We start from the raw sequence: 12,693 nt of genomic DNA on the forward strand, positions 1-12,693 counted from the left end.
CTTCCGTCACGCCGCATCTGACGCGCGTCCGTGGCACCGCGCGCGTCGCGCGGCCGCCGCTCGGCCGGAGGGATGAATTGGCCCCCGGACCGGGTGTCGCGCGCGAGAATGCACCCTTCGTCGCGGCTCGTCGCCGCGCGCTCGCTACCGCACCGTCACCAGTGCCGAGTCGATCGCGTCGCCCCCGTAGCGACCGATACAGTCGATCTCATAGGCGCGCGTCGCCGCCACGCGCACCGCGCGCGTGCCGGTCGCGCCCGCGGTGGCGCCGTCGAGCTTGCACGAGCGGATGTTCTCGCCGACCCAGCGCAAGGTCGCCGCGCCGCCCGGCGCGACCTGCGCGGGATCGACGCTCAGCGCGATCGACGGCAGCGGACCCGGATCGGAGATCGCACGCCCGCAGGTGGGGCGCGGCACCAGCGACGGCTGCACCGCCACGGTCGCGCGATCGCCGGCCAGCTCGGAGAGATAGGCCTCCAGCTTCGTGTAGCCGTCGCCGCCCAGCATGTTGCGGTCGTTCGGGTCGGACGGCGAGAGGCCGTGCGCCACCTCCCAATCGTCCGCCATGCCGTCGCCGTCGCGGTCGGCCGGCGCGGCGCCGCCGCTGAGCACGGGCCAGCCGCCCACCTGCGCCGGGTCGTCGAGCACCGCGCCACGGCACGCCACCAGCCCGGCGACCACGCGCGCGTCGGCGGCGTCGCGGCGCGGCCGGGTCGCGCCCACCGCGGCGACGACTCGGCGGTAGGCGGTGCCGGCGTCGTCGATCTCGCCCGCCGCCATCGACAGCGCCCCGACCGGTGCCGCCGAGACATAGCCCCAGTCGCCCGGCTCGAGCGCCAGCCGCTCGTCGCCGCGGTCCTCGGGGCGGTGGACGTCGAGGTTGCCGCGCAGGTGGATCCGGAAGCGCGCCGGATAGTCGCGGAAATAATTGAGCAGGTAGAGCTGCGTCGTCGCCTCGGACGAGGGCCCCATGATCGCGCTGTTGCCGATCGCGTTGACGTCGAGGTCGCCGAAGCGCGTGTACAGCTCGGCGTTGTAGCTCACCGAGTTGAAGATCACGTTGTCGATCATGTCGAACTGCCCGCGCAGGTTGACCAGCGGGTTGCGCCGCACGTTGCTGGCGATGAGATTGTGGTGGAAGGTCACCGCGTGCGCGCCGTAGCCGAAATAGGTGCCGCGGCTGTGCGGCCCGCGGTTGGCGCGGTTGAGACCCTCGGCCAGGATCGACCATTGCACCGTCACGTTCCGGGTCTGGCCGCAGCGCCCGGTCTCGTGCCCGGCGCCGACGATGTTGATGCCCTCGTCGGTCGGCCAGGACGTCGAGAGATGGTCGAGCATCACGTCGTGCGCGCCGCCGCTGATCTGGATCGTGTCGACGTTGTCGGACGAGCGCGGCGAGGCGCCGGGGCGCAGCCGGAAGTGCCGCAGCACCACGTCGTGCGTGCGCACCAGCATCGGCGCGTTGCCCGAGGCGCCGTTGCGCAAGGCGATCCCGCCGGGCGAGGTCTGGCCCGCGATGGTCAGGAACGGCGCCGTAACCTTGATCCAGTCGCGCAGCACGATCGTGCCGCTGACGCGGAACACGCAGGTGCGCGCGCCGCTGGCCTCGGCGCAGTCGCGCAGCGAGCCGGGGCCCGCGTCGGCGAGTGTCGTCACCGCGATCACGCGCCCGCCGCGGCCGCCGCGCGCGTAGCGGCCGAAGCCCTGCGCGCCGGGGAAGGCCGGTAGCGCGTGCGGCGCGTCGCCCGGGTCGCAGTCGACCGGGAAGCTCTCCTCCGCCGCGGCGGGCTCGGCCACGCCGCCCTCGATCGCGGGGAGCAGCAGCGCGCCGAGCAATAGCGCCGCGGCGATGAGCAGGAGGCGCGCCCGCCTCATCTCACGCCTCGGCGCGCCGCGCGACCAACGCCGCCAGCGCGCGCGGCGGGCGCCGTGCCGCGCCGCCGTGCGCCATCGCGAGCGACAGGATCACGGGCACCGACCACAGTCGCGCGTACATGTGGGGGCTGGCGGCGGAGAAGATCAGGAAGGTCACCAGCACCGCCAGCACCAGCCCGGCGACATCGCGCTCGCGCCTGAGCGTCGACAGCGCCACCATCACCAGCACCACCAGCATGCCGAGCCAGCCGAGCAGCGCGACCAGCCCGCCCTCCACCCACACCAGCAGGTACATGTTGTGGACCGGCGCCTTGAGCTTGCTGATCACGCGGTGCTGGTCGACGCCGACGCCGCTGAACGGGTGCTGCTCGATCATCGACCAGGCGTCGTCGATCAGCGCGACCCGGCCGGTGAAGGTCCCCGCCTCGCTGATGTCGCCGTTCTCGATCGCCCCGGCGACCCGCTTGTTGAAGGTCTCGGGCAGCATCAGCCCGGTCTGGCTCACCACCAGAGCGGCGGCGAACAGGCCGCCGACCACCCAGCGCGGCAGCCGGATCCCCGCGATCACGCCGAACACGGCCAGGCCGATCGCGGCGCTGGAGAAAGCGGTGAAGGAGGCCGTCAGCAGCAACGACACCAGTAGCACCGCGAACGCCGCCAACATCGCCGCCGTGCGCAGCCGCCCGGCGCGCCACAGGAACAGCACGAAGGGCAAGGTCATCGCGATCGCGGCGCCGTTCCAGTTGGCGTCGGTCGCGAACACGCCGAGCCGACGGTTGCCCGAGAGGAAATCGAGCCCCAGCACCTTGCGCGCCACCTCGAACGAGGCCTGGAAGCTGACGTAGATGAGGATGCCGAACGCCTCCATCGCCACCATGCCGGCGACCAGGGCACGCGCCAGCACCGTGGCATAGGCGCGGCCGTGGCCGGCGATGGCGAAGGGCAGCACCACCCAGGCGAAGGCATATTGCATCGCCACGATCAGCCAGCGCGACGGGTCGCGCGCGCCGAGCGACGCCACCAGCAGACCACCCATCATCACCGTGAACGACATCAGCCACGCCGGTTGGAGCGCGCCGAACGGCTGCAGCGGCAGGCGGTGACGCGACGCGAGCAGGCCCAGGCCGAGCAGGAACAGCACGTCGCTCAGCGTGAACATGATGTCGAGCGAGGGCCGCCACGACAGATAGGAGGACAGCGCCACCGCCAGGATGATCGGCCGCGGCACCTCGGCGCCGACGGCAACCCGCGCGCGCGGGTTCGGGAGCACGGCGGCGGTCACGCGCGCTGCGCCGTCATCGTGGCGTCGCTCGCCGGATCGTCGCGCGCGATCCGATCGGCGCGGTAGATGCGCTGGCGGAAGAAGCGCTCGTACGGCCAGCGCTCGAGCCAGAGATGGACGACATGACTCGCCACCAGCGACCCGGCCGCGACGAGCAGCGCGAAGGGCAGCATCGAGTGGAGCAGGTCGTCGGTGAACAAGCCGTGGCGCACGAACAGCTTGCGTAGCGCGAGATAGATGTACGGGTGGACCAGGTAGAGGCTGTAGCTGATCGTGCCCAGATAGGCGAACACGCGGTTGCCGAGCAGCCGCTCGGTCCAGCTGCCGGGCGCCACCGCGCAGTAGAAATAAGCGGCGGTCGAGAGGATCAGCGGCACCACCACGGGGTCGCGGAAGTCGCGCCACCAATATTCGTAGTGCGCGTGGCTGGCGAGAACGGTCATCGCCGCGAAGGCGAGCAGCTCGGCCCAGGGCGTCCCGCGGCCACCCTCGGGGTAACGCCAGCGCAGCAGCCGGATCGCCACGCCGGCGACGAAGTAGAGCGCGATCGGGAAGGCCAGCACGAAGGCCAGGGCCGCCGCCGCCGCCAGCGCCCCGGTCAGCCGGTCGCGCCGCTTCACCGCCAGCGTCACCACCGCGCAGGTGAGCGCATAGAACATCACCTCGTAGCTCAGGCTCCAGGCGTTGGGGGTGAGCTGGTCGGTGCCGGTGAACAGGTTGGTGAAGGTGAAGCCCGACACGACAGCCAGCGGTGTGTTGATCTTCGGATAGGCGTTCGTCACCGCGTTGAGCGCGACGAACAGCACCGACAGGACCGCGAAGAGCGGATAGAGCCGCAGCCCGCGGCGCAGCGCGAACTCGCCGGGGCCGTAGCGAAGCGCGCTCGGCAGGATGACGAAGCCGCTGATGACGAAGAACAGCATCACGCCGAAGGTGGCGAGATGCCAGGGCGCGCGGGTGAGCGCGACATAGGCGGCGTTGTCGGCGTAGACGTGGCGCGCCGGGCCGCCGATGATATGCGCGAACACCACCATCGCCGAGGCGAGCCCGCGCAGCCCGTGCGCCGCGACGACATGCTCCCCGCCTGCCCCTTTTCCCGCTGCCGACGCCGAACTCACGCGCGCGCTCCTAACTGGCGCCGCGGCTGGGCGCGGCGAGCGACACCGGCGAGGCGTCGCGCGCGCGCACGGGCTGCGAGCGGAAATGATGGTAGGCGTCGAACAGGATGTCGGCGTCGCGTCGGCTCGGCGACCAGTCGAGCGCGGCGCGCGTCGCCGCGGTGTTTAGCACGTAATCGGCGTCGGCGATCGCGAACTGCTCGGGATAGAGCAGCGGTACGCCGGCGCGATCCATCGTCGCCAGCGTACGCTGCACCAGTCCCGCCGGGGTCGGCAGCACGACCGAGCGCGAGCCGGCGCGCGCGATCAGCGAGCGCAGCAGCGCGCGCACCGTCGGCGGCTCGCTCGAGCCGAGATTGAACGGCCCGGGCGGCAACCCGCGGTCGGCGGCGCGGATCAGCGCGGTGACGCAATCCTCCACCGCGATCATCTGATAGCGGTTGCGCCCGCTCCCGATCATCGGCACGGGCAGCCCCAGCGCGATCAGCCGGAACAGCTTGGCGAGGATGCCCAGCCGCCCCGCGCCGGCGATCAGCCGCGGGCGGAAGACGGTGGCGCGCAGCCCGAACTCGTCCGCCGCGGCGGCGATCAGCCGCTCCGCTCCCACCTTGCTGCGGCCGTAGGGGCCGATCGGCACCTGCGGGTGGGTCGGCGGCACGGGCGTGTGGACCGGCACGCCGTAGGTCATGTCCGTCGAGACGAACAGCAGCTGGCGCGCGCCGGCGGCACGCATCGCGGCGAGCAGGGCGCGCGTGCCCTCGACGTTGACCGCGGCGAACCAGCCGTCGCGGTCGTGCCGCGGCACCGCGCCGTGGAACTGGCGGGCGGCGAGGTGGTGGACGACGTCGTCGCGGCCGAGCCGCAGCCGGGCGAGGTCGTCGCCGGACGCGACGTCGCCGAGCACCACCTCGTCGATGGCGACGCGCGGCGCGACCTGGTCGAACACGGTGACCCGCTCGCCCCGTGCCGCCAGCGCGGCGGCGAGCCGCTCGCCCAGGAAGCCGGCGCCGCCGGTGATGACGTGGCGGCGGCTCACGCGGTCTTCCCCACGACGAGTACGCCCAGGCAGATCAGCGCGATGCCCGCGGCACGCGCCGGCCCCACGGTCTCGCTGAGGAACAGCACGCCCAGCACCGCGGCGAGGACATAGCCCATCGACAGCATCGGATAGGCGACGCTCACCTGGGTCCGGCTCAGCACCACCAGCCACAGGCCGATGCTGGCGGCGTAGCAGGCCATCCCGGCCCACAGCCACGGGTTGGCGACCAGGCTGGTGCCGAGCGCGATCGGCTCGGACAGCGCGGGCAGCGCGCGGAAGGTCATCGCCTTGCGCAGCGCGACCTGCGCCAGCGCGTTGAGCGAGACGCTGACGACGATCAGGGCGAAGAGCGCGAGCGTCATGCCACCCGCCCACCCACGGCGATGAGCCACAGCCCCGCGACCGCGCCGGCGTGCCACCAGCTGACGCGGTCGCGCAGCGCGAAGATCACCGGGTCGTCGTCGAGCGCGCCGCGATGCGCCAGCAGCCAGACGCGCATCACCCAGAGGCACAGCACCGCGGGGATCACGTAGAGCGCGCCGTCGAGCGCGTAGAGCCCGCTCGGCATCGCGTCGACCGACATGTACATCACCATCACCAGCACCGAGACGATCCCGGCGGCGACGCCGAGCGCGAGCGTCAGCGGCTCGTCGCCGGGCAGGTAACCGCGGCCGTGGACCGGCCGCCCGCTGCGCGCCGCCTGGACCAGCTCGGCCGAGCGCTTGGCCAGCGCCAGCGAGAGGAACAGCGTCGCGGTGAAGGTCGCCAGCCACAGCGAGATCGGATGGCCGATCACCACCATGCCGGCGACGACCCGCAGCGTGAACAGCGCGGCGATCGCGGCGACGTCGATCAGCGGCTCGCGCTTGAGCCGGAAGGAGTAGAGCAGCGTCAGCGCGGCATAGCAGGACAGGGTCGCGCCGAACGCCGGGGCGAGCAGCCAGCCGCCGACGAGCCCAATGGTCAGTAGCATCGCGGCGAGCGGCGCCGCGGTGGCGAGCGGGATCAGCCCCGCGGCGAGCGCGCGATAGCGCTTGCTCGGGTGGCGACGGTCGGCCGAGAGATCGGCGAGGTCGTTGATCAGATAGGTCGCCGAGGCGACCACGCCGAAGAGCGCGAAGGCGGCGAGCGCCTGGAGCAGCAGCGCGGGCGCGAGGAACTCGTGGCTCAGCACGATCGGCGCGAGCACGAGCAGGTTCTTGCTCCATTGGTGCAGCCGCAGCGCCTTGACCCAGTCGCGCGCGCGGACCGCGCGACGCGGCAGCACCTCGGGCGCGATCCCCTCGCGCGCCAGCAGGCGCGCCACGCGCGGCCGCTCGCCCGCGAGCAGCGCACCCGTGGCGCGGCGCCACACCGGCACGTCCGCGACGCTGTCGCCGACATAGTCGAAGCCCTCGGGGAAGCGCCGCGCCAGCGCCTCGGCCTTGGCTGCGGCCTTGAGGTTGGTGGCGCCGTCGCTGCCCGTCGCGCTGTCGAACAGGCCGGTGGCGCTGGCGACGCCGTCGGCGATGAACTGGTCCGCGGCGGTGACGAGGTGCACCGTCCCGCCCGCGCTCCGACGCCGCGAAATCGCGGCGAGCACCCCCGGGTCGAGCGGCAGCGCCTCGCAGTCCAGGCCGGCGTGGAGCATCGCGGCGCGCTTGAACGCCGCACGTCCCCGCGCGAGCGCGCCCGCCACCGCCGGCACCCGGCGGGGATGGCGGAACGCGAGCGTCACCAGGCATTCGTGCAGCGTGTCGGTGCACACCAGGCTATGGTCGAGGTCGACGACGAGCGGGCGGCATCGTGCCGGGGCATCGCCCGGCATCTCCGCCAACGCCAGAGTCGTCACGTCGTCCATCGGCTGCCCCCACCCCTCGGCCCCGCGGCGAGGATGCGAGATCGCGCCGAGGATGTCGCACGGTCAGGTGGGTAGCGCGCGGGCGCAACCGGGCTAATGCGATCGACGCCGGCTACCCCCAATGATCGCGCCCCCGCTTCGCCCGCGCGCTTCGTCCCGCGGCGGTATCGGATAGGATCGGGTTCGTCACGATCGCCGATGGAGGTCGCCCAGACCGTCATGCCGGGCGCGACTCGGCCTCGATGGACCCGCCCCGCGCCTCAGCCGACGCGCTCGCTGGCCCATGGATCCGGGCCGGGAGGCCGGGGTGACGGCGGGGCAACGAGCGACGTGGCGGTCGATGACGGACAGGGGGCAGACGGATGGCGAGTGTGGCGACGACGATCGTACCGACGCGGGCGGGCGGGGCGGCGCGGTCGCGCGCGCTGCCGGTCGCCTTGGTCGCGCTCGGGCTGGCGCTGGCGGGGCTGTTCGGGCGGCTGATGACCTATCCGCTGCGCCACGACGAGCAGATGTACCTGCCGATCGCCACCATGTTGGCGCGCGGCCGGCTCTACGACGATTACGGCTTCAACAACCTGCCCAACCTGCCGCTGCTGATGCACGCGGTGCTCCGCGTGACCGGCGCGGAGCAGGTGCTGCTCGCCGGGCGGCTGACGATCTTCGCCGGCTGGCTGGTGGCGGCCGCGGCGATGCTGCTGCTGGTGCGGCGCCTCACCCGTTCCTGGCCGCTCGGCGCGCTCGCCGCGCTGCTGCTGCTGACCCACCCGCTGCTGCTCGGCCCGGCCGGAATGTTGGTGACCAACAATTTCCTGCCGCTCGCCTTCGCGCTGATGGCGACCTACCTGCTGGTCGAGGGGGCCGACCGCGAGGCGCCCGCGCCGCTGCTGGTCGCGGCGAGCGGCCTGTGCCTCGGCGTGGCCGCCGGCTTCAAGGCCAATTACGTCTTCGCGCTGCCGCCTTTCGCGCTCGCCGCGCTGCTCGCGCCCGCGCGGCTGGCGCCCGCGACGCGGCTGCGGCGCGTGACCCTGCCCTTCGTCGCGGGCGGGCTCGTCGGCGCGCTGCCGCCGCTGATCTATCTGCTGCGCGACCCGAGCGGCTTCGTCACTCACGTGCTCGGCTATCACAGCGGCCCGCACGTGGCGTATTGGACCGCCAACGCCGACCTGGACGGTGCCAAGATCCTCGACCTGCCGGGCAAGCTCGTCCTCGCCGCCAAGGTGTGGCTGATCTCGCCCGCGGGCCTGATCGCCGCCGCGCTGGCGCTCGCCGGCACGACGGCGTGGCGGCTGCGCGGCTATGGCGCGGCGCGGGCGCGCTGGCCGCACCGGCTGATCGTCGCGCTGCTGCTCGGCGGGCTGCTCGTCTCGTTCGTGCCGAGCCCCGCCTTCCCGCAATATTACGCCCCGCCGGTCCCCTTCGCGATCGCGCTGGCGGTGACCTTGGCGGCGCGTATCCGAGGCCAAGCGCGTGCCGCCGCGCTGCTGCTGCTGCTCGGCGCGCTGCTGCTGTCGGCACCGCGGCTCGCGCTCGGCTGGCCGGACGCGGTGCGCAGCGCGCGCTGGACCGGCACGGTGACGCACAACCAGGGCCAGCGGCTCGCCGCGCTGCTCCGCGCCGAGCACCGCGGCGGCACGATCGCGACGCTGGCGCCGCTCTACGCGGTCGAGGGCGGGCTGACGGTCCCGCCCGCGCTCGCCACCGGGCCGCTGGTCTATCGCGTCGGCGACTATGTGCCGCTCCGCCAGCGCCGCCACTATGCCCATTGGGTGTCGCCCACGACCATCGACGAACTGCTCGCCGCCGCGCCGCCGAGTGCGGTGCTGGTCGGGTTCGAGGGCAAGCTGGACGGCCCGCTCGCCTCGTTCGCGCGGTCGCGCCGCTACCGGCGGGTCGTGCTGCCGTGGCTGCGCGACCGCTACGGCAGCGGCACGCTCTATCTCGCGCCGGCGCCGAGCATCTCGTCGTAGAGCGCCATGATCGCGTCGGCGTGCGCCTGCTCGCCGAAGCGCGCGCGCGCGTCCGCCGCGGCGTCGCGCGCGATCCGCGCCGACAGCGCCGCGTCGTCCAGCACGCGCGCGCAGCCCTCGGCCAGCGCCGCGGCGTCCTCGGGCGGCACCAGCAGCCCGATGCGCTCGTGCGCGATCGCCTCGACGTTGCCGCCCGAGCGCGTCGCCACCACCGGCGTGCCGACCAGCATCGCCTCCACCAGGGTGCGCCCGAACGGCTCGTCGACCGCGGGGACCATCAGCACGTCGCTCGCCGCCAGCCAATAGCCACCCGGGGTGCGATGGCCGAGCAGATGCACCCGATCCGCGACTCCCGCCGCCGCGGCGCGCGCGCGGACCTGCTCGCCCATGCCGTCGAGCGCCTCGCCGAACATCACGCCCGCGACGTCGAGCTCGGGCCGGCGCGCGTGGAGCGCCGCGATCGCGTCGACGAACAGCAGCGGACGCTTCCGCTCGATCATCACGCCGGCGTAGGCGACGTAGCGGCTGCCCCCGCCTGGCGGCACCAGCGCGGCGAGCGCGTCACGCGCCGCGGCGCGGTCGTGGCGCATGTCATGGTCGAACGGGCTGCGGATCACGCGCGTGCGCGCCGCGGCCGAGTATCGCCCCGGGCGCGGCGCGGAGAAGGACGAGACCGACACTACGCGGTCGGCGAGCAGCGGCGCGACCATGCGCAGCCCCATCGCATCGGGCGCGCCGCGATGATGCCACAGCAGCCGCGCGCGCGCGAGCTTGGCGGCCAGCCCCCAGGTAGCGTGACTCCGCCCGTCGTTGCTGTGCACGATGCCGATCCCGCGCGCGCGCAGATAGTCGCGCAGCCGCAGCGAGGTCGCCACCAGGCGCGCCGCACCGGCGAGGGAGACCGCGCGGCCGTGCGCCATCTCGGGCGACAGCGGCGCCGGCTCGGTCGCGATCCCGGCGTCGGCGAAGAAACGCGCCATCGCGCCGTCGGGGTGCTGCAGCAGCACCAGCGGCGTGTAGCGGGCGCGGTCGAGCCGGCTTATCAGCCCCGCCGCGGAGACGTGGCTGCCGCCGATCAGGTCACCCACGAAGGGGAAACAGACGGTCGTCACTCAGTCGTTCCAGGCCGGCAGCGGCGCCTCCAGCGCGAGCCACTCGGCCTCGGCGCCGCCGTTGAAGCGGTCGGCGATCTCGAGCCGCGCGCCGTCGTCGGAGACGCGGAACAGCGTCGCGACGTGGCGCCGCTTGAGCGTGCGCGCGAGCAGCAGCCACGCGCCCGGGCCCGACAGGTAACTCACCGTATGGGCGATACCGAGGCGGAGCTGCTCGACGCTGAAATAGCCCGGGTGAAGCAGGTTGGCGACGCGCACCAGGTCGAAGCGGCGGTGATAGGCCGGGGTCGGCGCGAAGATATCGTTGCACTCGATCGTCACGCGCGGCCGCTCGGCCAGTCGCGGGCTCACCAGCCGGACTGCGCTGGCACCCGAGGCGCCCGCGGCGACCAGCCGGCGCGCGCGCCCGCCCAGCGTGGCGTTGAGCGCGCTCCGTACGCCGCGCATGCCGGTGTAGCGGTCGGCGCGGCGGAACCACGGCCGTACCGGGAGGCCGAACAGGTCGTGCTGGATCGGCGCCCCGCCGTCGTCGAGCAGGGTGCGCACGCCCGGCAGCACGCGGACGAGATGACCGCTCACCGAGCGGTCGGTCCCCGTCACGCGCGCGTCGATCTCCGCCTCGCGGAGGCGGTCGTACAGCGCCAGCGTGGTCGTACCCGACGACACGCCGACGTCGAGCACCTCGCGGATCGGCCGCGCCGACTGGCGCAGCAGCGCGACGCAGGCGGCGTCGAGATCGGCGAAGCGATCGTGCGCGGTCGTCTTGTAGGTCGCGTTGCTGGTGCGCAGCTCGTTGAAGAAGCTGTCCTCCTGCGCGGGCCATATCTCCTTCGGATCGGCCGCGAAGAAGCGCGCTGCGGTCATCGGCATGTCGTATCCCCCCGAACGCCGCGATCTTAGCAAAGCCGCCGCGGCGATCGGGCGGCGATTCGGGATTACGCCCGCGGGTCGCCGCCGCGACCGCCCGCTTAGGCTAGAAAGGGGCGCGACGATCGGGGGAGTGAGCGCGTGGCGGACGGCAGGGTGCGGGCGATGGCGCGACGGGCGCTGACACCGGCGCGATGGCGCGCGCTGCTCGGCGAGCGGCGCGTCCGCGCGGTGGGTCACCTCCTGACCGGCACCGCGGCGACGGTGGCGATCACGCTGGTGACGGTCGGACTCGCCGCGCGCGCGCTGGGACCGGCAGGCTATGGCGTGCTCGCGCTGATCCTGACGCTCGGCCAAGCGTGCGAGCGGCTGCTGAGCTTCCAATCGTGGCAGCCGCTGATCCGCTACGGCGCCGCGCTCGACGCGCCCGAGCACGAGCGCGACTATCGCAGCCTGCTCAAGTTCGGGCTGCTGCTCGATCTGGGCGGCGGCGCGCTCGCCTGGGCGGTGGCGAGCCTGCTGGTGCTCGCGGGCAAGCTGCTGTTCCACCTCGACGCCGGCACGGTGCTCCTGGCATCGGCCTATATGGTGTCGCTGCTGTTCAACCTGAACGGGATCAGCACCGCGATCTTCCGGCTGACCGGCCAGTTCCGGCTGGTCGCACGGGTGCAGGTGATCAACGCGCTGGTGCGGCTCGCTTGCGTCGCCGTCGCCTTCGCCGCGGGCGCCGGCCTGGCGAGCTTCGTGCTGATCTGGGCGGCGACGCAAGCGCTGGGCTCGCTGACGAACTTCGCGGTGGCGTGGTGGCTGCTGCGCCGTGCCGGGCGGCATCGGCTGTGGCGCGCCTCGCTGGCGGGGCTGCGCGAGCGCTTCCCCGGGCTGTGGCGATTCGCGCTCGGCTCGAACCTGTCGCTCAGCCTGTGGGCGAGCGCGCAGCAGGTCGACACCTTGCTGGTCGGCTGGCTCGCCGACCCGGTCTCGGCCGGCCTGTTCCACATCGCCAAACGGATCAGCCGCGTCGTCCAGCAGGTCGGCAGCCAGGTCGAGTCGGTTGTCTACCCCGATCTCAGCCGGCTCGCCGCGGCGGGCGAGCAGCGCCAGTTCAACCGGGTATTGTGGCAGACCGAGGCGATCCTGGCGGCGTTCGGCGGCGCCTGCTTTCTGGGCGCGCTGCTGCTCGCCCCGACGCTGCTGCGGCTCGCCGCCGGGCCGGGCTTCGCCGCCGCGGCGCCGCTGCTGACGGTGCAGATCCTGGCGGTGTCGCTGACGATCAGCGGCGCGGCGAGCCGCGCGGCACTGCTCGCCAAGGGGGCGCAGTCGGCGGTGCTGCGCGTGGTCGGCGCGGCGACCGCGACCTTCTATCTCACCGCGCCTTTCCTGGTGCTCTGGATCGGCGCGATGGGCGCCAATATCGCGCACGTGCTGTTCGGCACCGTGTGGCTCGCCGGGCTGACGCTGTCGCTGCGCCGCCTGCCGCGCCGCGCCGTGGGCGCGGCGGCGGTGGCGTGACCGGCTGGATACGGGCCGGGTGATCCCACGTCCCTGTGCGCCCGTCGCGGCAGAGAGACCTGATCCCTCTTAGAGTCTGAT

Annotated in this window: 10 protein-coding genes; 2 read left to right on the top strand and 8 right to left on the bottom strand. The window is 73.3% G+C overall.

The annotated features are described in order from the left end of the window. Positions 1-144: 144 nt before the first annotated feature. The 6 genes from KZ813_RS17340 to KZ813_RS17365 are packed head-to-tail and all read right to left on the bottom strand — an operon-like array spanning position 145 to position 7,154. On the bottom strand, positions 145-1,875 hold the full coding sequence (locus KZ813_RS17340; RefSeq protein WP_219756236.1) for a hypothetical protein: 1,731 nt from the start codon (positions 1,873-1,875) through the stop codon (positions 145-147). A 1-nt stretch (position 1,876) separates the two neighbouring features. Continuing rightward, entirely contained in the window at positions 1,877-3,157 is a 1,281-nt protein-coding gene (locus KZ813_RS20435; protein ID WP_219756237.1) for an O-antigen ligase family protein, read from the bottom strand. After that, positions 3,154-4,275 carry an acyltransferase family protein gene (locus KZ813_RS17350; protein WP_219756238.1) on the bottom strand — a complete coding sequence of 374 codons (1,122 nt, stop codon included), beginning with the start codon at positions 4,273-4,275 and terminating at the stop codon, positions 3,154-3,156. The genes KZ813_RS20435 and KZ813_RS17350 overlap by 4 nt, the downstream gene beginning before the upstream one ends. Positions 4,276-4,285: 10 nt before the next feature. Then, positions 4,286-5,311, bottom strand: a complete 1,026-nt coding sequence (locus KZ813_RS17355) for an NAD-dependent epimerase/dehydratase family protein (RefSeq protein WP_219756239.1) — start codon at positions 5,309-5,311, stop codon at positions 4,286-4,288. Next, positions 5,308-5,676, bottom strand: a complete 369-nt coding sequence (locus KZ813_RS17360) for a DMT family transporter (RefSeq protein WP_183920954.1) — start codon at positions 5,674-5,676, stop codon at positions 5,308-5,310. The genes KZ813_RS17355 and KZ813_RS17360 overlap by 4 nt, the downstream gene beginning before the upstream one ends. Then, positions 5,673-7,154 carry a UbiA family prenyltransferase gene (locus KZ813_RS17365; RefSeq protein ID WP_219756240.1) on the bottom strand — a complete coding sequence of 494 codons (1,482 nt, stop codon included), beginning with the start codon at positions 7,152-7,154 and terminating at the stop codon, positions 5,673-5,675. The genes KZ813_RS17360 and KZ813_RS17365 overlap by 4 nt, the downstream gene beginning before the upstream one ends. A gap of 371 nt (positions 7,155-7,525) precedes the next feature. Between KZ813_RS17365 and KZ813_RS17370 the strand changes: the two genes are divergently transcribed. Continuing rightward, entirely contained in the window at positions 7,526-9,124 is a 1,599-nt protein-coding gene (locus KZ813_RS17370; RefSeq protein ID WP_219756241.1) for a hypothetical protein, read from the top strand. On the opposite strand, the gene KZ813_RS17375 is transcribed toward KZ813_RS17370, so the two are convergent. Both KZ813_RS17375 and KZ813_RS17380 read right to left on the bottom strand, forming a co-directional pair. Continuing rightward, positions 9,091-10,236, bottom strand: coding sequence for a glycosyltransferase family 4 protein (locus KZ813_RS17375; RefSeq protein WP_219756242.1), 1,146 nt, complete (start codon positions 10,234-10,236; stop codon positions 9,091-9,093). The two genes, KZ813_RS17370 and KZ813_RS17375, sit on opposite strands and share 34 nt — an antisense overlap. Then, complete coding sequence (locus KZ813_RS17380) at positions 10,237-11,106, bottom strand: hypothetical protein (protein ID WP_219756243.1); 870 nt, start codon at positions 11,104-11,106, stop codon at positions 10,237-10,239. 138 nt (positions 11,107-11,244) lie between these two features. Here KZ813_RS17380 and KZ813_RS17385 point away from each other — a divergent pair, with 138 nt between their 5' ends. Next, the gene (locus KZ813_RS17385) at positions 11,245-12,612 is read left to right on the top strand and encodes a lipopolysaccharide biosynthesis protein (RefSeq protein ID WP_308461928.1); all 1,368 of its coding nucleotides are present in this window, start codon (positions 11,245-11,247) and stop codon (positions 12,610-12,612) included. Positions 12,613-12,693 lie beyond the last annotated feature (81 nt).

The sequence above is a fragment of the Sphingomonas folli genome (genome assembly GCF_019429525.1).
Classification (GTDB): domain Bacteria; phylum Pseudomonadota; class Alphaproteobacteria; order Sphingomonadales; family Sphingomonadaceae; genus Sphingomonas; species Sphingomonas folii.

Coding starts and splice junctions, on each gene's coding strand:
- KZ813_RS17360 (WP_183920954.1), bottom strand. CDS start 5,676: ATGACGCTCGCGCTCTTCGCCCTGATCGTCGTCAGCGTCTCGCTCAAC.
- KZ813_RS17340 (WP_219756236.1), bottom strand. CDS start 1,875: ATGAGGCGGGCGCGCCTCCTGCTCATCGCCGCGGCGCTATTGCTCGGC.
- KZ813_RS17380 (WP_219756243.1), bottom strand. CDS start 11,106: ATGCCGATGACCGCAGCGCGCTTCTTCGCGGCCGATCCGAAGGAGATA.
- KZ813_RS17365 (WP_219756240.1), bottom strand. CDS start 7,154: ATGGACGACGTGACGACTCTGGCGTTGGCGGAGATGCCGGGCGATGCC.